The 23,012-nt window shown below is 44.1% G+C and carries 19 protein-coding genes; 11 read left to right on the forward strand and 8 right to left on the reverse strand.

Features of this window, described 5'->3' with window-relative positions:
* Positions 1 to 55 precede the first annotated feature (55 nt).
* From R2Q85_RS20885 to R2Q85_RS20905, 5 genes are all read left to right on the forward strand, one after another.
* The gene (locus R2Q85_RS20885; RefSeq protein ID WP_316813739.1) at positions 56 to 529 is read left to right on the forward strand and encodes a carboxymuconolactone decarboxylase family protein; all 474 of its coding nucleotides are present in this window, start codon (positions 56 to 58) and stop codon (positions 527 to 529) included.
* A gap of 120 nt (positions 530 to 649) precedes the next feature.
* Entirely contained in the window at positions 650 to 988 is a 339-nt protein-coding gene (locus tag R2Q85_RS20890) for a YciI family protein (protein WP_316813740.1), read from the forward strand.
* Positions 989 to 1,037: 49 nt separating this feature from the next.
* The gene (locus R2Q85_RS20895; RefSeq protein WP_316813741.1) at positions 1,038 to 2,264 is read left to right on the forward strand and encodes an RNA polymerase sigma factor; all 1,227 of its coding nucleotides are present in this window, start codon (positions 1,038 to 1,040) and stop codon (positions 2,262 to 2,264) included.
* An 86-nt stretch (positions 2,265 to 2,350) separates the two neighbouring features.
* A complete protein-coding gene (locus tag R2Q85_RS20900; RefSeq protein WP_316813742.1) occupies positions 2,351 to 2,992 on the forward strand; it encodes a DUF47 domain-containing protein in 642 nt (213 codons plus the stop codon).
* Between the two features lie 64 nt (positions 2,993 to 3,056).
* The gene (locus R2Q85_RS20905) at positions 3,057 to 4,592 is read left to right on the forward strand and encodes a SulP family inorganic anion transporter (RefSeq protein ID WP_316813743.1); all 1,536 of its coding nucleotides are present in this window, start codon (positions 3,057 to 3,059) and stop codon (positions 4,590 to 4,592) included.
* Here R2Q85_RS20905 and R2Q85_RS20910 read toward each other — a convergent pair.
* Positions 4,568 to 5,380, reverse strand: a complete 813-nt coding sequence (locus R2Q85_RS20910; RefSeq protein WP_316813744.1) for a phosphatidylinositol-specific phospholipase C/glycerophosphodiester phosphodiesterase family protein — start codon at positions 5,378 to 5,380, stop codon at positions 4,568 to 4,570. The genes R2Q85_RS20905 and R2Q85_RS20910 overlap by 25 nt on opposite strands.
* 87 nt (positions 5,381 to 5,467) lie before the next feature.
* Between R2Q85_RS20910 and R2Q85_RS20915 the strand changes: the two genes are divergently transcribed.
* The 6 genes from R2Q85_RS20915 to R2Q85_RS20940 all read left to right on the forward strand — a co-directional run bounded on the left by R2Q85_RS20915 (position 5,468) and on the right by R2Q85_RS20940 (position 15,606).
* Positions 5,468 to 5,794, forward strand: a complete 327-nt coding sequence (locus R2Q85_RS20915; protein WP_316813745.1) for a hypothetical protein — start codon at positions 5,468 to 5,470, stop codon at positions 5,792 to 5,794.
* 95 nt (positions 5,795 to 5,889) lie between these two features.
* Complete coding sequence (locus tag R2Q85_RS20920) at positions 5,890 to 10,263, forward strand: CusA/CzcA family heavy metal efflux RND transporter (RefSeq protein ID WP_316813839.1); 4,374 nt, start codon at positions 5,890 to 5,892, stop codon at positions 10,261 to 10,263.
* A 4-nt stretch (positions 10,264 to 10,267) separates the two neighbouring features.
* Positions 10,268 to 11,506: an efflux RND transporter periplasmic adaptor subunit gene (locus tag R2Q85_RS20925; protein ID WP_316813746.1), complete on the forward strand. Its 1,239-nt coding sequence runs from the start codon at positions 10,268 to 10,270 to the stop codon at positions 11,504 to 11,506.
* A gap of 21 nt (positions 11,507 to 11,527) precedes the next feature.
* A complete protein-coding gene (locus tag R2Q85_RS20930) occupies positions 11,528 to 11,950 on the forward strand; it encodes a Fur family transcriptional regulator (protein ID WP_316813747.1) in 423 nt (140 codons plus the stop codon).
* A gap of 35 nt (positions 11,951 to 11,985) precedes the next feature.
* Entirely contained in the window at positions 11,986 to 13,986 is a 2,001-nt protein-coding gene (locus tag R2Q85_RS20935; RefSeq protein WP_316813748.1) for a heavy metal translocating P-type ATPase, read from the forward strand.
* 114 nt (positions 13,987 to 14,100) lie between these two features.
* Positions 14,101 to 15,606 carry a hypothetical protein gene (locus R2Q85_RS20940; protein WP_316813749.1) on the forward strand — a complete coding sequence of 502 codons (1,506 nt, stop codon included), beginning with the start codon at positions 14,101 to 14,103 and terminating at the stop codon, positions 15,604 to 15,606.
* 61 nt (positions 15,607 to 15,667) lie between these two features.
* Here the strand turns inward: R2Q85_RS20940 and R2Q85_RS20945 are convergent, their stop codons facing one another.
* The 7 genes from R2Q85_RS20945 to R2Q85_RS20975 form a co-directional block, all read right to left on the reverse strand.
* On the reverse strand, positions 15,668 to 16,705 hold the full coding sequence (locus R2Q85_RS20945) for an Atu2307/SP_0267 family LLM class monooxygenase (RefSeq protein WP_316813750.1): 1,038 nt from the start codon (positions 16,703 to 16,705) through the stop codon (positions 15,668 to 15,670).
* Positions 16,706 to 16,789: 84 nt separating this feature from the next.
* Positions 16,790 to 17,470 carry an ATP-dependent Clp protease proteolytic subunit gene (locus tag R2Q85_RS20950; protein WP_410478902.1) on the reverse strand — a complete coding sequence of 227 codons (681 nt, stop codon included), beginning with the start codon at positions 17,468 to 17,470 and terminating at the stop codon, positions 16,790 to 16,792.
* 89 nt (positions 17,471 to 17,559) lie between these two features.
* A complete protein-coding gene (locus R2Q85_RS20955) occupies positions 17,560 to 17,829 on the reverse strand; it encodes a hypothetical protein (protein ID WP_316813751.1) in 270 nt (89 codons plus the stop codon).
* Positions 17,810 to 18,367, reverse strand: a complete 558-nt coding sequence (locus R2Q85_RS20960) for a sigma-70 family RNA polymerase sigma factor (protein ID WP_316813752.1) — start codon at positions 18,365 to 18,367, stop codon at positions 17,810 to 17,812. Before R2Q85_RS20960 ends, R2Q85_RS20955 begins: the two co-directional genes overlap by 20 nt.
* 114 nt (positions 18,368 to 18,481) lie before the next feature.
* Positions 18,482 to 20,002, reverse strand: coding sequence for a DUF4955 domain-containing protein (locus tag R2Q85_RS20965; protein WP_316813753.1), 1,521 nt, complete (start codon positions 20,000 to 20,002; stop codon positions 18,482 to 18,484).
* Positions 20,003 to 20,269: 267 nt separating this feature from the next.
* The gene (locus R2Q85_RS20970; protein ID WP_316813754.1) at positions 20,270 to 21,709 is read right to left on the reverse strand and encodes an alpha-L-fucosidase; all 1,440 of its coding nucleotides are present in this window, start codon (positions 21,707 to 21,709) and stop codon (positions 20,270 to 20,272) included.
* A gap of 95 nt (positions 21,710 to 21,804) precedes the next feature.
* A complete protein-coding gene (locus R2Q85_RS20975) occupies positions 21,805 to 22,995 on the reverse strand; it encodes a glycoside hydrolase family 88 protein (protein ID WP_316813755.1) in 1,191 nt (396 codons plus the stop codon).
* Positions 22,996 to 23,012 lie beyond the last annotated feature (17 nt).

Genomic DNA, 23,012 nt, shown 5'->3' on the forward strand with positions numbered 1-23,012 from the left:
ATAAATCTCATGCATTATTGTAGTGTAAATCAATAATATTAAAACAATAATAAAAATGGAACAAAGAATCAATGCCTTTGAAAAAGGCCAGAATGCAATGAGAGCAATGTATGGTATCGGTGCTTATTTGAGTAAATCTTCAATTGAACCCGAGCTTTTACACCTGATCTACTTCAGGGTATCACAAATCAATGGCTGCGCATATTGCCTGGATATGCACTCCAAAGACCTGCGCGCAATAGGTGAAACAGAACAACGCCTGTATGTGATGGATGCCTGGAGAGAAGCCCCGCTTTTTAGCGAACGTGAACGTGCTGCAATAGAATGGGCAGAAGCGGTAACCAGGATCAGAGATGGCAATGTAGCTACTGAGGTATACGACAGGGCGCGTAAACAGTTTTCAGAAGAAGAACTGATTGACCTGACACTGGGTATCACTACCATAAACAGTTACAACCGCATCAATATTGCTTTCCGTACCGTTGCGGGAAGTTATACTGTAGGGCAGCATAAAGTACAGGCAAAATAAATATCAACGCTCTTAGATCAAATTCCTATCTTCAAACATTATAACAATTAGCTGAAGTCATCATGAGCAATATTACTACTGTTGCTCATGATGACTTCAGCATCATTCAAAAATAGTCAAATGAAAGATTTTGCATTCTTATTTCGCCAGGCCAGTTACGACCGTACCAACACTTCAACCGATGAGATAGACGCCATAAACAAAAAATGGAACGACTGGATCGGCGGGATAGCTGCTCAGGGAAAACTAAAATCCCATGGAAACCGACTGGAAGTGGCAGGTAAAGTATTGAAACCAGGTGGTATTGTTACTGATGGGCCTTTTGTAGAGATCAGGGAAAGACTCGGGGGCTTTATTGTAGTTACAGCCGACACCCTCGACGAGGCAACTACCCTGGCACATGGCTGCCCGGCACTCGAAGCAGATGGCAGTGTTGAAATCAGGGCCATATTCGGATAAAACGACAACAAAAGCAGCTGTACGTTATACAGCTGCTTTAATGATTTGAATGGAACAGCAATTTTTAAAACATTTATTTCAGCAGGAATTTGCTAAAATGGTTGCTGTCATCAGTAAACGTTTTGGCCTGCAGCACATAGAAATAGCAGAAGACATCGTCAGCGAAACATTTCTGCTCGCCACAGAAACCTGGGGAACAAAGGGCGTACCTCCAAATCCGGCGGCATGGCTGTATACCGTAGCCAGGCAAAAGACCCTTTCCTATTTTAGAAGAAACAAAATTTTTGAAGACAAGGTCATCCCCGAGCTCCAACGAAAACAAGAACTGCAGGAAAACCCCAAGCCATTGAGCTTTTCACAACAAAATATCAAAGACAGCCAGCTGCAAATGCTCTTTGCCATTTGTATGCCTGCAATTGCCAGCGAAGCTCAGATCGGCCTGGCATTGCGCATCCTTTGCGGTTTTGGCATTGATGAAATTGCCGAAGCTTTCCTGTCCAACAAGGATACCATAAACAAAAGGCTCTTCAGGGCAAAAGAAAAGCTGCGCAGCGAAAAGATCCAGCTGGAATTCCCTATGGAAAATGAAATCCCCAAACGCCTCGACAATGTGCTTCACATCATTTACCTGCTGTTCAGCGAAGGCTATTATTCCAAAACCCAGAACCAGATCCTCCGGAAAGACCTTTGCATTGAGGCCTTGCGTTTGGGGGTAATGCTCACCGAATACGAAAAGACCAACCTGCCAAAAACAAATGCCCTCATCGCACTGATGTGTTTCCACTCTTCCCGTTTTGATGCCCGTCAGGGCAGCGAAGGTGAAATGATCCTGTATGAACAACAGGAGGAAGCACTATGGGATAAAGCACTGATCAGTCAGGGCATTCATTTTTTGAACCGTTCTGCCAGAGGGGAAGAATTGAGCAGCTATCACATCGAAGCCAGGATCGCCTATTGCCATTGCACAAAGAAAGACAGCCCGGAAAAATGGGAAGAGATTTTACAGCTTTACAACCAGCTTTTAATGATCATCTACTCTCCTGGTGCTGCCCTCAACAGAACATTTGCCTTATACAAAGCAAACGGCGCTAAAGTAGCCTTAAAAGAGGCCGAAAAACTGAAACTAGAGGATAGTCATTTCTACTTTGTATTGCTCGGGGAACTCTATAAAAACATCGACAAAAGCAAAGCACTCACCTCCTTTAAAAGGGCTCAGGCCCTTGCCAAAACCCAGGCAGAGCAACAGCTCATACAGAGAAAAATAGAGGCGCTATAAACACCCAATTAATCAACAAATTATACGCCCTACATTTCATGATGCCTTAACATTGCAATGATATTTTTGTTAAAAGTAAAAATACCATGAACAGCATTTTCAATTTTTTTAGTCCGAAAGATAAATTGTTCCAACCTTTGTTTGAGCAAGCCGGAAATAATCTGGTCAGTATTTCTGAAGCATTGGTGAATGCCGTTAACGCCCCAGACCAGCAAGCAAGAAAAGTCTACATCAAAGAAGTGGAAAAACTGGAGCAAGTTGGTGATGACATTACACATGCCATTTTCCTGGGCTTGGGTAAAACTTTCATCACACCATTTGACCGGGAAGATATCCATGCCCTGGTGAATGCTTTAGATGACATTGCCGATTATATTTACGCCGCCGGAATGAACATAGATCTCTATAACATCAAAACCATTAACAAGGCCATGATCAGCCTTGCAGAGCTTTTGCTGGAAATGTGCAAAGACCTGAACAAGGCCATCAGGGAATTACGGACTTTCAGGAATACCGGACTCATTGCCGAAGTATGTTTACGGATAAATGCAGGTGAAAGCCGGGCAGATCTGATCTGCAATACGGAACTGGCCAGTTTATTCGATAATGAACAGGATGCGATAGAACTGATCAAGCAAAAAGAAGTATTGCAGATGCTGGAAATGGCCAGCGACAAATGCGATGATGCTGCGAATGTACTGGAAGCCATTTTAATCAAAAACGCCTGAGAAATTTTAAAAACACGGGATGATCAATAACATATATTAATATCCTATTTTTGTGGTTCATTTTATGAAACCATACCTACACTTATTTGATTTTTCGCAAAAGATAAATTATAAAACTGAGATCCTGGCGGGCTTAACAGTAGCGATGACGATGATGCCAGAATCCTTATCCTTTGCTATTCTTGCCGGCTTACCACCATTATCAGGTTTGTACGCAGCCTTCATCATGGGTTTGGTAACCTCCATTTTTGGAGGCCGGCCAGGTTTAATATCAGGTGGTGCGGGGGCAACAGTGATTGTACTGATCGCGCTAATGAAATCGCATGGCCTGGATTATGTCTTCGCTGCTGTGGCACTGGCCGGCGTATTCCAGCTTGCTGTAGGTCTGTTTAAATTAGGGAAATTTGTACGCCTGGTACCGCAACCTGTGATGTTTGGCTTTGTTAATGGGCTCGCAGTTGTCATTTTCCTGGCCCAGCTGGAGCAATTTAAAATAAATGTAAACGGAGAACTGGTCTGGATGTCTGGTAACACACTGTATGTGATGCTAGGCCTTGTGGCCTTTACCATTGCCGTCACGATTTTCTGGCCAAAACTAACGAAAGCTGTTCCAGCATCTTTAGTGGCCATTATTGTTGTTTTTCTGCTGGTACTGGGCCTTAATATAGATACCAAAACCGTTAAGGATATTGCTGCCATTGGCGGCGGCTTTCCTCCTTTTCACATCCCCCAGGTTCCATTTACTTTTGAAACCCTTCAGGTGATATTCCCCTATGCCTTAATTATGGCTGGTGTGGGTTTAACAGAAGGGCTTTTAACCTTAAACCTGGTAGATGAGATTACTGAAACCAGGGGGAATGGAAACAGGGAATGCTTAGCCCAGGGAGGTGCAAACATACTGAATGGCTTTTTTTATGGCATGGGAGGCTGCCCTATGATCGCGCAGACACTCGTCAATCTTTCTGCAGGTGCCCGGGCCAGGCTGTCTGGCATTATTGCCGCTGTTACCATTCTGATGATTATTTTATTCGGCGCCCCATTGATAGAAAAAGTACCCATGGCAGCTTTAACCGGTGTAATGATCATGGTGGCCATTGGCACCTTTGAATGGATGAGTTTCAGGATCATCAACAAAATGCCCGGACAGGATATTTTTGTAGGTATTTTAGTTGCTGCGATTACGGTCTGGCTGCACAACCTGGCCTTGGCTGTTTTGATCGGCGTCATCATTTCTGCATTGGTTTTTGCCTGGGAAAGTGCAAAAAGGATCAGGGCCAGAAAATATACAGATGAAAACGGAATAAAACATTATGAACTCTATGGGCCTTTGTTTTTTGGTTCAGTAGCGGGATTTATGGAAAAATTTGATGTTGCCAGCGATCCAGAAAAGGTGATCATCGATTTCCGGGACAGCAGGATTGCGGATATGTCTGGCATCGAGGCCCTGAATAAGCTTACAGAAAGATATCGAAAGCTCGGAAAACAGCTTCAGCTGAAGCATTTAAGTGAAGATTGCAGACTGCTGCTAAAAAATGCAGACGGAGTGATTGAGGTCAATGTTCTGGAAGACCCGACCTACCGGATTGCCGGCGATATATAACCATCTTTATGCAAATAAAACTCACGCAATTGTGCTGGATGATCTGTATTGATCCAGTCTGCGCCAAGCTGTTCTAAAACAATCCAGGTATCTGGATTGTCTTTACTGGCCCAGAAACGGAATGGTTTCTGTTGTCGGTGTGCTTTTTCGATGACAGTTCTAAGTTTACTTTCCTCATCTTTTGTTGGTACCCCTTTTCCATTCCAGCTGGTATAAGATTTCAAATTATCGCTGATCATCGCAACACGTTTCAATTGTTCATCAGTATACACGATCTTGGGTCTGCCATCAAATGAAATATAATCAGGGTAGTTTTTAAATTCCATTGGATCCGGCATATCGCCGCTCAGGACAATTTTTATAGCCTTTGGATTAACGCTGCTATTAAAAATAGTTTCGTAAGAACTTAAATCTGCTATCAGTCTGGGAATTACATTTTTACAATCCTGTTTAATGTCAATTACCAGCTGCAGCTTATGGCTGCCGTCCTTATACGCCTGGTTCCCATTTTTGCGATAAAATCTGGCCAAAGGTTCCAGATAAAGTTTTTTCAAGGTAGCATTTACACTGATTTCCGAGGTATCATGAGCAACAAATAATTCTCCGTTCCTTAAGAAAACATCGGCTTCAATAGAGCCCATTCCGGCTTCGTAAGCAGTAAGCAATGGAATACGCTGATGATAATCGTTATGACTATGCCCTCTGTTATAACTTAATGAGGCCTGCGCACTGGTATTTAAAGAAATGAACAGTCCGGCCAACAGGACACAACAACTAAAATACTTCATTCGGATATATTGATTTTCCAATATTTAATTATAAAACTAGTTAATAAAAAAGGCTATACAAAACAAAAAAACCATTAAGTTTGCAACATGAAATATCTGGTTTTATTATTCACCATATATGTAATGGCCTTGCTGGCATGGCCTTGCTGTGGTAATGAAACCAATCTGTCTTCGGGCCATGAAGACCTGTGTTACGAAGTTTCTGATACGCAGCACAAGGATACCCATGAAATGGCCCATGCCTGTTCCCCTTTTTTTCATTGCAGTAATTACCATTCATTTGTAGCCTCTCCTGCTGTAAATAAGGCGCCTTTGCTTATTCTGGCAGAAAATTGCAATAACTTTCCTGAATATACGGCCTACCCCGTTATTTTATTTCCGGGTGATATCTGGCAACCCCCTCAATTGGTTTAATATTTCTATACTGAACTTCGTTCGGCTAATTTATTATTTACCCATGCATCCGGCCATAAAATCAGGCCATGCAACGAAATATTAAAGCACATCATATGTTTAACAAGATTATTTTATTCTCTATAAAGAATAAACTGGCAATTGGCATCATGACCCTGGCCTTAATCATCTGGGGGATTTATTCCTTAACCAGGCTACCGATTGATGCAGTACCCGACATTACCAATAACCAGGTACAGATCATTTCCCAGGCCCCCAGCTTAGGGGCGCAGGAAGTAGAGCAGTTTATTACTGCTCCTATTGAACTGGCCATGGCCAACATTCCCAATGTAATTGAAAAACGATCCATTTCCCGTTCGGGCATATCAGTTATCACTATCGTTTTTGAGGACGACACCGATATTTACTGGGCAAGGCAACAGGTTGGTGCCCAACTCAAAGAAGCAGAAAGCAATATCCCTGAAGGATTGGCCGAGCCTGCCCTGGCCCCTATCACTACCGGCCTGGGCGAAATATACCAATATGTACTGCACACCAAAAAAGGCTATGAAGGCAAATATACAGCCACCGATTTAAGAACCTTGCAGGACTGGGTAGTGAGAACTCAGCTGGCCGGAACAAAGGGCGTAGCCGAAGTAAGTGGCTGGGGTGGATATGTAAAGCAATATGAAATTGCCCTTGACAATGAAAAACTCAATGCAAGTGAGGTAACCATTGCCCAGATCTATGCTGCACTCAGGAACAACAATGAAAACACCGGGGGTTCATATATTGAACAACAAAGCAACACCTACGCCATTCGTGGCATAGGCCAGGTAAAATCATTGGATGACATCGAAAAAATAGTGGTCAAAAATGCAGGTGGTGTGCCAGTTCTGATCAGGGATATTGGCACAGTACAATTTGGAAGCGCCACCCGCTATGGGGCGGTAACCCGGAATGGGACTGGTGAAGTAGTAGCGGGAATCACCCTGATGCTGAAAGGCGAAAACTTTAACCAGGTCATTAAAAATGTAAAAGAAAAAATAACACAGATCCAGAAATCGCTGCCCGAGGGAGTAGTGATCGAACCTTTTATTGACCGTACCGAACTGGTGGGCCGTTCGATCAGCACGGTACAGAAAAACCTGATTGAAGGAGCACTCATTGTCATATTTGTACTCCTGTTGTTATTGGGTAACTGGCGCGCAGGTTTAATCGTTGCTTCAGTAATTCCATTATCGATGTTATTTGCCTTCGCCATGATGCGGCTTTTTGGTGTATCCGGTAACCTGATGAGCCTTGGTGCTATAGATTTCGGCTTAATTGTAGACGGAGCAGTGATCATTGTAGAGGCCATCATTTTTAGACTGACAGAAAGCAAATTGTTTAAAAATATGCCCCGGCTGGATCAACAGCAAATGGACCAGGAAGTTTTTACAGCTTCCTCAAAAATAAGGGCCAGTGCCACCTTTGGCGAGATCATCATCCTGATTGTATACCTACCCTTATTATCATTGGTGGGCATTGAGGGTAAAATGTTTAAACCCATGGCCGAAACGGTTGTTTTTGCCATTATAGGTGCATTCATTCTGTCAATTACCTATGTGCCCATGGTAAGTGCCTTGTTTTTAAGTAAAAATACCGTACACAAAAGAAACATATCTGATCAAATCATGGATTTTTTCAAACGTGTTTACCGGCCTATGCTGGAAAAGGCTTTAGGCTTTAGAAAACTGGTGGTTGCCCTTGCCATTGTCTGTTTTGTATTTACACTTTGGCTGTTCAGCAATATGGGAGGCGAGTTTTTGCCCCAACTGGAAGAAGGAGATCTGGCAGTTGAAATTGCCATGTCACAGGGAACTTCCCTGACACAGGTGGTAGAAACATTCGGTAAAGCTGAAAAAATACTGAAGGATAAATTTCCTGAAGTGAAGCAGGTAGTTACCAGGATTGGAAGTGCGGAGATTCCCACCGACCCCATGCCGGTAGAACGTGGGGATATGATGGTAGCCATGCTGCCCAAAGACGAATGGACTTCAGCAAAAACAAAAGAAGAAATGTCGGAAAAAATGGAAGCGGCGCTTTCCATTTTGCCAGGGCTAAATATAGAGATCACCCAACCCATGCAAATGCGCTTCAATGAGCTGATGACCGGCGTGCGGCAAGATGTGGCCATTAAAATTTACGGGGAAGACCTCGACGTGTTAGCTCAACAAGCCACTAAGGTGGCTCGACTGATTAGCCCTATATCTGGTGTCAGTGAACCTTTTGTAGAACAGGTTAGTGGCTTACCGCAAATCGTGGTCAACTACGACAGGGACATGATTGCACAATACGGCTTGACCATTAGCGACATCAACAATATCCTAAGAACCGCATTTGCCGGAAATGTAACAGGGGTGGTATTCGAAGGTGAAAAACGCTTCGATATGGTAGTACGTCTGCAGCGCGATCTTAGAGAGAACATATCCAGTATTGAAAATTTATACATTCCCCTGCCCTCCGGAAACAAAGTACCTTTAAACCAGGTTGCAAAAATTGCGATCAGGGAGGCACCTGCACAGATATCCCGGGAGGATGGAAAAAGACGTATTTATGTCGGTTTTAATGTAAAAGGCAGAGATGTGGAACGCACTGTAGCAGAAATACAGCAAGTACTGGATGCCGGACTAAAGCTTCCCCCGGCTTATTACATTACCTATGGAGGGCAATTTCAAAACCTCAAGGAAGCAAAAGGCAGGCTTTCTGTTGCTGTTCCTGTAGCCATGCTCCTGATCCTTGGTCTGCTGTATTTTACATTCAGGTCTTTCAGTCAAACCTTGTTAATTTTCACAGCTGTTCCGCTTTCTGCCATTGGGGGGGTGCTGGCCTTGTTATTTAGAGGTATGCCTTTCAGCATTTCGGCAGGCGTTGGTTTCATCGCTTTGTTTGGGGTAGCCGTATTGAACGGAATCGTACTTATCTCCTATTTTAACCAATTGAAAGAAGAAGGTATTACAGACGTTTATAAACGGGTAATACAAGGTACGGCGGTCAGGTTAAGGCCGGTAATCATGACCGCCGCCGTTGCCTCTCTCGGATTTTTGCCGATGGCCTTATCAGGCGGCGCAGGTGCGGAAGTACAAAAACCACTGGCTACCGTAGTGATTGGCGGACTCCTTTCAGCTACCTTACTCACTTTGTTTGTACTGCCTTGTTTGTATATGCTGGTAACAGACCGTAAAAAAAGACAACATAAAGTTATGAAACCTTTGATGATCATTATATTGTTGTTTGCAGGGCCTGGATTTACCCATCCGGCCAAGGCCCAGCAATTGCCACTTTCAGCAGACAGTGCTGTTGCATTGGCATTAAAAAACAACCTGCAGGTAAAATCCTCAGGCTTGGCTGTAAACCAAAGCCGGGTCATGCAAAAATCAGCTTTTGATCCGGGAAAAACAGCTTTTACCATTTCCCAGGATCCTACAGGAGGTGGCAGTAACGACAATTCTATAGCTGTCTCACAGAGCTTTGCCTGGCCGGGTTTTTATAAGCACCAGAAAAAGGTGCTGAACAACGAGACCGTTTTAATAGCGCGATCGGAAAGTTATACACGCGCTGAGATTAGCAGAGATACCCGGCTGGCCTATTATCATTTGCTTTATGCCATCCATACTTTGAAGGTACTGGAAATGCAGGACAGCATTTACCGGAATTTCATCCATAAATCTGAACTAAGGTATAAAGTAGGAGAAACCTCCAATCTGGAACTAATCACTGCCAGGAATAAATACCAGGAAATACAGGCCCTTAAAAAAGCTACGGCAGCTAACCTGGCCAGCCAGCAGCTCAACCTTCAGCAATTGCTTAACTTGAAAACAAGCATTGTCCCTTCAGAAATAACACTTCCTGTTTTAGCATTAACAGCGTATAGTTCTGATACCGAAAATAATGGCAGCAATCCCTTAACTGCGGTTTATCAGCAGCAGATCGAAATTGCCAAAGCTAAGGTAGACCTGGAACGTTCGCGTGCTATGCCCGATCTCACACTCGGTTATGCCCAGCAGTTTGTGATCAAATCTTTCGATCCGGCAAATATCGGCCGTACCTATACTCCGGGAACAAGAATAGCAGGCCTGCAGCTGGGTATTGCCCTACCTTTGTTTAATGCTGCAGGACGGGCCAGGGTAAACAGCGAAAAAATTGCTGCTCAGATTGCCGAAACAGATTATCAGCGGGTACAAAACCAGTTGAACATACAATACCAGCAGGAACTCCAAAATTATGCCCAGCACAAAGCCATGGCCGATTATTTTACTACTGAAGGTCTGAAACAGGCTGAAGAACAGATCCGGATTGCGCAGGTATCTTACGATCTGGGAGAAATTGGTTATATCGAGTTCATCCAGAACATGTCACTCGCTGTACAAAGCAAGCTCAGTTACCTCCAGACAGTCAACCAGCTGAACCAATCTGTTATTCAATTACAATTTTTAAAAGGGAATTAATCAAATGAAAGTAATAACCTGTATCAAAAGAAACATGGCCGGGCTTTTTTATCTGGCCATTATCCTTACCGCAATGAACTCCTGTGGTGATGCCGCAAAAACACCTGGGACCAAAACTGAAGTGGCAGATGAACATGGCGTTCATGAGGAAGCTGAGGGTCTTGAATTAAGCCAGGAGCAATTAAACGCTGTTGGTATTGTAATCGGCAACATAGCACAGAAAAACCTGACCGAGGTGGTAAAATCAAGCGGTCAGCTGGCCGTACCTCCTCAAAATGCAGCACAGATCAATGTACTCACGGGGGGTATCATCAGGAAAATCAATGTAATAGAAGGCCAAAGGGTACGAAAAGGACAAGTCTTGGTCACAGTTGAAAACCAGGATTTGATCAGGCTTCAGCAAGACTACCTGACTGTAAAGGGCGGTTTCACCTATATCGAGGCAGAATACAATCGTCAGCAACAGCTTAAAGCTGCCAACGCAGGTACCGGAAAAGCCCAGCAGCAGGCCGAGGCCAATTACAATGCCGAACGCGCTAAAATAAAGGCATTGGAAAGGCAGTTGCAGCAGTACGGCATCCCGGCCAGCCATATCAGCGCTGGAAACATTACTTCCCAGGTGCCGGTAACTGCGCCTATCAACGGTACCATTGGAAAGATCAGTGCCGAAACAGGCTCTTATGCCCAACCCGGAGTATCGATCATGGACATTGTTGACAATTCAAAGATCCACGCAGACCTGATCGTGTTTGAAAAAGACCTGTCGAAAATTAAAGTTGGCCAGCGGGTAGATTTTCAGTTAACCAATCAGAAAAACCAACAAATTGAAGGTGAAATTTATGGCATCAATAAATCCTTTGAAAATGACAGCAAGGGTGTGGTGGTACATGCTGTAATTAAAAAGCCGGGGGCCAGTCTGATCCCGGGAATGTATGTAACCGGCCTGATCGGTGTAGGCACTGCCATGAGCAATGCTTTACCGGTTGACGCCGTAGTACGTGCAGAAGGCAAGGAATTTATATTCATTGTAGACAGCGCTGCAGAAGCCGCACATCAAAAGGATCACGCCGAAGAAGAAAATTCAGTACATTTCAAAAAGGTGGAAGTAACCACTGGAGTTGCCGAACTGGGCTACGTCCAGGTCAATCCCCTGCAAAAATTACCTGCCGATGTTAAAGTAGTAACTAAAGGGGCCTTTTATTTGCAGTCAAAATCATCGGGACCAGCAGAACACAGCCATTAATTAAACAATAAGCTAAAAACCATGACACAGGACATTGAAAACAGACTTACAGCCAGGCAAATTAATCCTACGGCCATGCGTTTACTGGTTTTGGAATTTTTAACCAGACAGGCAGCTGCAATTAGCTTAAATGATCTTGAAAAAGGAATGGCCCCTTCAGACCGGATCACGCTATACCGGACATTAAAAACTTTTGAAGAAAAAGGATTGGTACACAGTATAGAAGATGGCAGTGGTGCCACCAAATATGCTTTATGTGAAAAAGATTGTGATGGTGAAAGCCATCATGATCTTCACGTTCATTTTTATTGCAATACCTGCCGGGAAACCTTTTGTCTGCCCAACACCCGTATTCCGGAAATGACATTACCCCATGGATTTGAGCAACAGGAAATGAACCTCATCGTTAAAGGTACCTGCGAAAATTGCAATAGCATTGCATAGCCACCGACCTTACCTTTGTGTTATAAATTAAGACGATGAAGGTATCGAATATACATAAAGACTGCTGTGCTAATGAAGAAACCAATGCAAAAGCAGCGATGCAGCATAGCAATGCGGCGCATCACCATACTGCTGATGCACATAGTGACGACGACGGACATGACCATGGTGCAGAAGAACCTGCAGGCTGGTTAAGCCACTGGCCGTTGTTAACTGCCCTGGGCGTAGTTGTAGTCATGATGGTACTGGAATACGGATTTCACATCAACTTTAACACACTGGTACAACTGATCATTTTTGTACCTGCTTATTTACTGGCAGGATACAATGTATTGAACCTGGCTTTCAGAAAAGCGCTGAGACTTGATTTCTTTAATGAATTTTTTCTGATGAGCGTGGCCACCATCGGTGCTTTTGCTATAGGTTCTTATAGTGAAGGTGTAGCCGTAATGGTATTTTATTCTATCGGGGAATGGTTCCAGGATACTGCGGTTAGCAATGCAAAAAGAAGCATTAAAGCTTTACTTGATATCCGCCCTGATGCGGTTGATGTGATCAGGGAGGGAAAAATACATCGGGTAGCCCCTGCAGGGGTGGCCATTGATGAGGTCATACAGATCAAGCCTGGCGAAAAGGTAGCCCTGGATGGCGAATTGCTATCTGATAAAGCAACCTTCAACACCGCAGCCCTGACCGGCGAAAGCAGGCCGGACACCAAGAAGAAAGGAGAACAGGTACTGGCCGGAATGATCAACCTGAACCAGCTTTCATCAGTTCAGGTAAAAGCAGCTTTTAAAGACAGCAAGCTGAGCAAGATTCTAGAGATGGTCCAGGATGCTACTGCCCGGAAATCACAGACACAACTGTTCATTTCCCGTTTTGCCAAAATATATACCCCCATCGTGTTCCTGCTGGCGGTACTGGTAGTAGCCTTGCCTTATTTCTTTATAGCCGATTATGTTTTTAAAGACTGGCTGTACCGGGGATTGGTATTTTTAGTGATCAGCTGTCCCTGTGCCCTGGTTGTATCCATTCCCCTGGGTTATTTTGGAGGAATTGGCCTGGCCTCTAAAAATGGGATACTGTTTAAAGGATCCAATTTTTTAGATGTCATGACTAAAGTAAATGCTGTTGTAATGGACAAAACCGGCACACTTACCAGGGGTGTATTTGAGGTGCAAAAGGTAGTGAGCAATGGTTTTGATGAAAAAGAGCTGGTGATGCTGGCCTCGGCCATAGAAAGCAAATCTACCCACCCGATTGCGCAGGCGGTTGTCAGTTATGCGGGTGATGTGCCCAGCGGTGTTACCATCGAAAATGTAGAAGAGGTAGCCGGACATGGCCTTAAGGGCACGATAAATGGGAAAGCCGTACTTGCAGGGAATACCAAACTACTTAAAAAATTCAGCATAGCCTATGACCACAAGATAGATGCGGAAGCGGACACCATTGTGGTTCTGGCTGTTGATGGAAAATATGCAGGATACCTTACCATTGCCGATGAAATTAAAGCAGATGCAAAACAAGCCATTGCGGATATGCACCGGTTAAACATCGAAACGGTAATGTTGAGTGGCGACAAACAAAGTGTAGTCGATAAAGTTGCCCGATTGTTGGGTATTGATAAAGCTTTTGGCAACCTGTTACCAGAGGATAAGGTAGCAAAAGTAACGGCGTTGAAAAAACAGGGCAAACACCTGGCTTTCGTTGGCGATGGGGTAAATGATGCTCCTGTTGTTGCCCTTGCAGATGCCGGCATTGCCATGGGCGGCCTGGGTAGTGATGCCACGATAGAAACTGCCGATATTGTGATCCAGAATGACCAGCCCTCAAAAATTGTAACAGCCATAAAGATCGGCAAACTGACCAGGAGTATTGTATGGCAAAATATTGCGCTCGCCATGGGCGTGAAGCTCATTGTACTGATTTTAGGTGCAGGTGGCGTAGCCACACTATGGGAGGCGGTAATCGCGGATGTTGGTGTTGCGCTGCTCGCGATCTTAAATGCTGTCCGAATACAGCAAATGAAACTGTAGCTAAAAACAAAGCCAATTGAATTTATAAGTGTGCTAATAACGTTTATTAAAAAGCGGGATTTTATTCCGCAATTGCATAAGCATTCATTTTTGCCATTAACATACCCTAATTCAATGAAAATCAAATCAATCCTCGCACTTTGTATCCTGTTGGTCAGCGGGCTGCTGCTCTCCTTTGTAAAAAACAAGGCCTGGTCTTCTAAATTCCTCCAGGTCAATAAAGATGGCAGCATCACCTATTATCCTGATGAAAAGGGGAATACCATTCCGGATTTTAGCCAGGTAGGCTATCACCATGGCCAGAAAGAAATTCCGGAGGCAAAAATTGTAAAAACAATTGATCCGGTAAAGGGTGATGCAGCTGCAACCATACAGACGGCCATTAATGAGGTATCGGCCCTGCCTGCAGGCAAAGATGGTTTACGGGGTGCAATTCTATTAAAGAAAGGCGACTACGCCATTGCAGGAACCATCCATATTAATGCGGGTGGTGTGGTTTTAAAAGGTGAAGGTAATGCCACCAGGCTGATTGCAGCTGGTAAAGGTTCGCGCTCTTTGTTAAAAGTGAGTGGTAAGGGCCGGATTACAGAAGCTGGAAGCAGGATAAAAATTACAGACACCTATGTTCCCGCAGGCGCAAAATCCTTCCAGGTTGTTTCAGCAAAAGATTTTAAGGTTGGCGACAGAATTGTGGTATACAGACCCGGAACAGATAACTGGATCCATGATTTGCAGATGGACAGAATTGTTGAGCGGCAAGGGACCAAACAATGGAAAGCGGCGGAATACAACCTGAATTTTGAACGGGAGATCACGGCCATAGCCGGCAATAAGATCTCCATAGACAACCCTATTGTAATAGCCTTAGATCAGCAATATGGTGGTGGAGAGATCTTTAAATACGATTACAAAGGTCGTATTAAAGAAGTAGGCATTGAAGATATCTTATTTGAGTCTGCGTATGCCAGTGATACGGATGAAGACCATGGCTGGATTGCAGTTGATTTTGACCATATAGAAAATGGCTGGATAACTGGTGTGACTTCCCGCTTTTTTGGATTTGGCTGCGTAAGTTTAAATGGCGGTGCCAAAAACATTACCGTTAAAAACTCCAGGTGTTTTGATGCCAAATCGGTCATTACCGGCAGCAGGCGGTATTCCTTTAACAACAACGGGCAGCAAAACCTGTTCATGGACCTGGAAACTACTGAGGGCAGGCATGACTACGTAACGGGCGCCAAAACCTGCGGTCCGAATGTGTTTTTCCGCAGCAAATCCAGAAATACCCATGCAGATATCGGGCCTCATCACCGTTGGTCCAGCGGCACCTTATATGACAACATTGATACCGACGGAGAGATCAATGTACAGGACAGGGGCAACTGGGGCAGCGGCCATGGCTGGGCCGGCATTACCCAGGTATTATGGAACTGCAAGGTAAAAGGTGCTGCTATACAAAACCCATGGGTATCGGGAAAAAATTATGCTATTGGCGTACAGGGTCAGAAATTGAAGGGACGTTTAGAAGGCAAACCTGATGGAGAATGGGAAGGACAGAATAAAGCAGATCTTCAACCGGCCTCATTATATGAGGCACAGGTTAAAGCAAGATCAAAATAAGGGGAAAAATAAGCCATTCTATTCACAGGCATAGGCGCTGTTCACAGAAGGCATATTTTTTTTAAATTTCCCTCAGCGCTTTCCTTACAACGGGCGCTACCTTGGTACCAAATATTTCAATTGATTTCATCATTTCTGCATGCGAAGGATCGCCAACATCCATATGGCCGATAAATCGTGTGATGCCAAACAGCTCATGCATATACAGGATTTTGTCCGTTACGGCTGCTGCTTCTCCGATGAATAATGCACCTTCTTTAGCCCGGCCGCCGTCGTATTGCATTTTGGTATAAGGCGCCCAGCCTCTTGTAGCTCCAATGGTGTCCATCTGTGCTGCATAATTTTTATAATAGCCATCTGCATCAGCTTCATTATCAGCTAAAAACGCATGGGAATGGATACCGATCTGCATTTTACTTACATCATGACCATGTTTTGCATATTGTTCTTTATAGTATTCAATTAAGGGCTGAAACTGTTTTGGCATGCCACCTATAATGGCTACAACCAATGGCAAACCCAATACTGCAGCACGCAATACAGATTGCGGTGTTCCGCCAACGGCAATCCATATGGGTAATTTTCCATTGTTGGTTGCCCTTGGTAATACCATCTGGTTGATGAGCGGCGCACGAAGCTCGCCCTTCCAGTTAACTACCTCATTGTTATTGATATTGAGCAGCAGATCAAGTTTCTCTTCAAACAGCTGGTCATAATTTTTCAGGTCGTAACCAAACAACGGGAAAGATTCAATAAAACTGCCGCGGCCCACACCTATTTCTGCCCGACCATTGGAAATCAGGTCAATGGTTGAAAAGTCCTGGTATACCTTAACCGGTTCAGCCGAACTGAGTACCGTAACGGTACTGGTCAATTTAATTTTTTTAGTGATGCCTGCAGCAGCAGCCAGTACAATTTCAGGAGCGGAAACCGCATAATCCGGCCGGTGGTGCTCACCTAAACCAAATACATCCAAACCTACATCATCAGCCAGTTTAATCTGTTCCAGGATTTCCTGTAGTTTCAATTGCGCAGCTCTTGGCTTTCCAGTTTTCGGATCAACCGACAAATCGCCAAACATACCTATACCTAGTTCCATAATTTCTTGTTTTTAATACTACAAAATTACCAAGGCTGGTAAATATAAGTATTGACATAGGATAAGTAATGTCAGGGAAATGGTTTATTTCGACAAGACCTCATCAACCATCCCGAATTCCTTAGCCTCTGCTGAGGTCATCCAGTAATCCCGGCTGGCAGCTTCATTGATCCGCTCATATGGTTGTCCACTATGCTTAGCGATGATCTGGTACAATTCTTTCTGTATCTGGAGTACCTGCTTAACAGAAATCTCCATGTCCATCGCTGTTCCCTGTGTTCCTCCGGATGTTTGATGGATCATTACCCTGGAATGCTTCAGGGCCGAACGTTTACCTGGTGCACCGGCACACAGCAATACAGAGCCCATCGACAAAGCAATACCGGTACAAATGGTAGCGACATCTGGTGCAATGAACTGCATGGTATCATAGATCCCCAGTCCTGCATAAACCGATCCACCTGGAGAATTGACATACAGCTGAATGTCTTTTTCGGCATCAACCGATTGCAGGAAGAGCAATTGTGCCTGAATAACATTGGCATTTCTTTCATCTACGGCCTCGCCCAGAAAAATGATACGGTCCATCATTAAACGGGAAAATACATCCATCTGTGCAACGTTGAGCTGCCTTTCTTCTGTAATATAGGGTGTCATGGCTACCGGACCGGCCATGACAGCAGTACGGGAAATGTACTGATCAACATACAAGCTATTGATCCGGTGATGTTTTACCGCATAACTGCGAAATTCGTTCTTGTTCATATCTATTTTATTGGGTTAAAATGAAGCATAGCTGTCCCATGCCCTTATAAGGGCCTGATGTTTTAGCAGGCAATAAGATGAATTGGATTTTACTTGTTAAAGAACCGCAGGATCTTTTTCCGGAAAGAAAGATGTTCTGCAGCAGTAAATAATTTTTGGTGTACCTGAGTGATTTCTTTCCTCAACTGTTCCCGACCATAGGAATTGACCAGGTGATAGGTCCTTTGCTGCCAGTACATGCTTTCTTGAAGTTCAGGCTGCAGCAGCAGGCGGGCCTGCATTAACGAGCTTTCTTCTCCGTCTTTGTTGCCCAACAGAAAATCTTCCATCAATGCCAGTTCATTCAAGGATGTCCTCATATTGTAGCGATTTTTCTTTTACGGTTTCTTTAATTTTTTCCAGGCACTTGAACTTTTGAACAGTAGCAGACCGGGGGCCTGAAAAGCCAAACCTTTCTGCTATTTGGTCCATATTCAGTTTTTCATAATAAAAAGCACTGAGTAGCTGCATACATTTCTGACCTGCAGTTTGTAACAGCCGGAACAAGCGTGAAGAAGATATTTCCTGATCAGCAACATCGATCAGACCAGCATCAAAATCCGGATCGAGCTGATCAATGGACAATTGCTTCGAACTCTCTTTGTATCGTTTGTTCCAGAGGTAGCGGGCAATACCAAAAAGATAGCTTTGGTCGCTATATTTCAAGCTCAGTTCCTGCTGAGTCGATTTCTCGTAATAAATGACCAGAGCATCCTGAAAAATATCCCTGGCATCATCAAATGAACCACCCATCCTGCTAACATAATGTGCTACCAGGGGAAAGGTTTTTTTATACAAAACCGTAAGCCAGGCTTCCCGATCATTGCAGGTGACATCAGTATTTAATTTTGCATCCATAGTTACTATGTTTAATAGTATGTGGGCGTTTTAAATCAAATATCACCAAAAACTTGTAATTATTTTTTAGTAACCTATCTATCCACTCCCGCCTGAAAGAAAATTTGCCTTCGGTTATTTTTTCATTCTTAACTCCAACTGTGCCTCAAAAAGCGATTTCGGCACTACTTCCTGCCCCTGCAACTCATTTATCCCTGCATTTTCAAAAGTAACTGCTTTATTGGAGCGGAAACCTACCAGGATTGGTGCTGCAATGGTATAGTTCCTTCGTCTGCTCATGTCCCAGAAATTATAATGCTGTTCTTTATCTGATTTATGGTAAAAGTTCCAAAGCACGAGGTATTTCCCATGATGCGGATGCCCACCCAAGGGACCTCCCAGATTGTAAAAAACACCGCCATCAATACTGTCGTAAAGTGTTGCATTGGGATGACCGGAATGGATGTCAAAGTTTTGGTCGGTACCCAAGGTGCAGTTCGTAACAACAGTTCCAACCGCAGCATATCCTGTTCCTGCGCCATGGTGCTGTGCACCGTTAAATGTGCAATTCCTGATCAACACCCCATAACCTGTACGGGCATGAACAGAGGCATGCCCCTTTTTGCCCCTAAAATGTGTATTTTCTACCGTCACCTTGTATCCCGATCTGATGAAAACCCCTTCGTTCCAGTCGTGGAATTCACAGTTGCGCACCCAGCTGTTCCTTATATATTCCATTCCAATAGCTTCATAAGCATAGTCATGAATGGCGTTTTTATGATGAACGAATTCTTCAGGATAGCTTTTCCAGTTGCTGCTGAATAAAATGTCTTCAACACCGCATTCTTCCAGGGCATGGTAGGGTTCGATGTTCCAGCTGGCCGACTTAACCATCCTGATGTCGTAGTGCAGGGGGTTCTTAAAGCCGACCCTATTGCCCTCAATGCCTGTGATGGTATGGATTTCATAAATCTGCATCCCTCCATTGTCGCCAAACAACCTGGTCCATTCGGGCTTAAGTTCTAGAGGTGCAAAATAGAGCCGTGTATATTCTTCGCTTCTGTGGCGGATGACAATGTCCTGCCCCACTTTCAATTTCGAAGCATCTTTTACTTCAACGGCAAAAGTTTCCCTGCCGGCATCCTGGATAATGGTGGTCAATCTTTCAACCTTACTGTCGTTGGGTTTAAACAGGAACTGACGGCCATTGATCCGCATATTGGCCTGATAGATCTCTGTTCCTCCCGCTCCGCTTCCGCTACCCTTTAAAACAATACCGCTCTTCGCGATCCGGATCTGTTTCTTCGCATCCTCATCAGGCGCAATCAAATACTTCCCTGGCGAAAAAATCACCACACCACCGCCTGGATTGGCCTCAGCGGCATCAATAGCTTTCTGTATAGCAGCATCATCAAATAACCCATCATTTGCCTTGGCACCATAATCATCCACCTTAAATACTTTCTTTCCGCTTACCGAAGGTATAGCCATTTCAGAAAACCCATACCCTGCATAAGAAAAATCAGGGAGTACCGCTGTACCCCCTGATTTTTTCGCCTTTACAAAATCTTCCCATAAAGGCGCCACTTTTTGAGCCTGCGCAGTTATCGAAAAAAACAAACAGCAGCTCAGAAGCGGCTTAATTATACCTCTCATTTCCATTCAATAAATAATCAATCTAATATTTCTCCAGACCATGCTTGTCCAACAAGCCTATCTCTCATCTAACCCATCATCCTGTTAAAAGAAAAATTACCTCTCTAACATGCCATCCTATCCACCCTGCTAAAAGAAAAATTACCTTCTCTAACACGCTATCCTATCCCCCTTGCTAAAAGAAAAATTACCTTCTCAGAGAAGGCATAGGAATAATTGCGCTTCTTCAGCGCATTTTTTCCAGCCTTCGAAGAGAACGGTTATTTTTCAATCTAAAGCTCCTGTCTTCATCTCTTTCTTAGGCTTAACATCTGTCTGATGCGCTACAGCACCTTCAAATTCAACCTTAATCACACTTGCAATGGCATCTGGTGCTTGCCCAGGTAATTTGATGGTCAGCTCATCTCCCTTAGTATCCGTGTTCAATTTAGCTTTTGTAGCCAGCAAAGTAGCAGACAATACTTTATTTTTCAGCCCTGGAACAACAAGTTGCCCATCAGCAGGCCAGTTAAACACAGAAAAGTAAAGCGTGGTGCCTTTAGCAGTTTCCTTCCGGGTACAGCGGCCCCAGTTCAATGGGGCTAAAGGGCTCGATTTAGTACCGTAAATAGATTCACTATTCACACCCATCCATTTACCTATCGCTGCCAAACGCTCCATACTTTCCTGCGGAAATGTTCCATCAGGCTTAGGGCCAACATTCAATAAATAGTTACCACCCTTTGAGGCGATATCACACAAATTACGGATCAATGTTTCAGTAGATTTCCATTTATGGTCTGAAGTTCTGAAACCCCAGGTACCGTTCATGGTCATACAGGTTTCCCAGTCCATCCCATCCAGTTCGGCCTGCGTCGGTATTTTTTGCTCTGGTGTTTTTGTATCACCAGGAAAATTAGGACGTTTTAACCGATCATTGGTAATGATCTGTGGTTGCGATTTTAAAGCTGCCTGCAGTTTTAGTGCTGCTTCATCGGTCATATTAGTTGGGGTATCCCACCAAAGTACAGCAATATCTCCGTAATTGGTCATTAGTTCTTTCACCTGTGGCACAGAGACTTCATCGATGTACTGGTCAAAAGTGCGGGTCATCTGTGCCGGGTCCCAATGGCCCTTGTTGGCTGCTGTATAGGCATCTATTTTAGCAGAATCCGGATTTAACCAACCCTCCCTCATTTCCTTTCTCGCAGCTGATCCACCAGGATTGTTCCAGTCCTGTGCCTGGGAATAATAAAAGCCCAGTTTAATGCCATACTTTTTACAGGCTGCAGCCAAAGGCTTCAGCAGATCTTTGCCATAGGCAGTGGCATCAGTAACATCCCATTTGCTGGCCTTGGAATTAAATAAAGCAAAACCATCATGGTGTTTCGCCGTAATGATCAGGTATTTCATCCCGGCATCTTTGGCCATCCTTACCCATGCATCAGGATCATATTTTACAGGATTAAAGCTTTTCGCCATCTCCTGGTATTCAGCAACAGGTATTTTAGAGCGGTTCATGATCCATTCAGCTCCACCCCTTAACTGCTCGTGTCCTTTGTATACGCCTGCAAACTGGGCATATATGCCCCAATGGATAAACATGCCAAATTTAGCTTCCCGCCACCAGGCCATTCTTTCCTCCTTCGTTAAAGTTTTCTGACTGTAAACAGACTGCGCCAGCATTAAAAAGGCCGTTGCTGCTAAAAGTATTTTTCGTTTATACATGATATGATTTATAATTTGGTTTCATTAAACCCTAAAATAGAGAATAACAACAGGTCAATATTCAGCGGAATTGGCTGTTCAATAAACAATACTAACTATCTTTTTAATGCTTTATACCTTAACAAGGCTTCCAGGTAATAGTAATCGGCATAAGATAGCGGCACATTCACCTCACTGTTTGAAGGCTTGGAGCCTGTACTTTGCAGCAGGATAAATCCTTTGTTCTGGCCAACCGGAGAAATGTATTTGGTGCTCAGGCTGTTCAGCATCTTGTCTGCCTTTTGTAGGTATAAAGCTTTATCGGCACTGTAGCCGCTCAGCTCGTATAAACCAGAAACAATTACAGCAGCAGCAGAAGCATCACGAGGTTCATCAGGGATTCCGGGAGCATTAAAATCCCAGTAAGGAACTAGGTCTTCCGGCATATTCGGGTGGTTGAGTACAAAACCTGCTACCCCTTCAGCTTGTTTTAAATAAGCTGGATCTTTGGTATAACGGTAACACATGGCATAACCATACAATGCCCACGCCTGCCCTCTTGCCCATGCAGATTCATAGCTATAACCCTGGTGCGTATTTTTTTTCATCACCGCACCCGTGTTCGGGTCGTAATCAATCACATGGTAAGAACTGTAATCCGGTCTGAAATGATTTTTGATGGTAGTATTGGCATGGCTAACGGCAATTTTATAGAAAGAAGAATCGCCGGTAAGCTTAGTGGCTTCAAAAAGCAGCTCCAGGTTCATCATGTTGTCAATAATCACCGGGTTTACCCATTTATCAGTGCTGTGGTCCCAGGAACGGATCACCCCTGTTTTAGGATTAAATCGTGTGGAAAGCTTTTTGGCCGATTGGATGATCACTTCCCTGTAATGCGGGTCGTTTGTTAAACGATAGCCTGTACCTACACTGCAAAAAATCTTAAAACCCATGTCATGGGTGGTTCCATTCAGTTGTTCTTTTTCAATCAGCCCGGTAAATGCCCTGGCCTGATCCATCCAGGTTTTTTTACCCGTATATTCGTACAGTAACCAAAGCTCGCCAGGAAAAAAACCACTGGTCCAGTCGCGTGAAGCCACCAGTCTTAAATTGCCATTATCCAGCGTTCTTGGCGACACCAGTTCCGGCTTCCCGTTTGTTGCTTTTATCTTTTCAATTTCTTTCAGCATCACCAGGGTTTGCTGATCGGCATGTTTAAATGCTTTTTTTACATCTACTTTCTGGGCAACAGCTGTTCCTGCAAAAAACATTGCGGCGGCTATTGCTAAAGTGCATAATCTCTTCATATTCTCTATTTTTATTC

It is taken from the genome of Pedobacter heparinus, assembly GCF_032678725.1.
Taxonomy (GTDB): Bacteria; Bacteroidota; Bacteroidia; order Sphingobacteriales; family Sphingobacteriaceae; genus Pedobacter; species Pedobacter heparinus_A.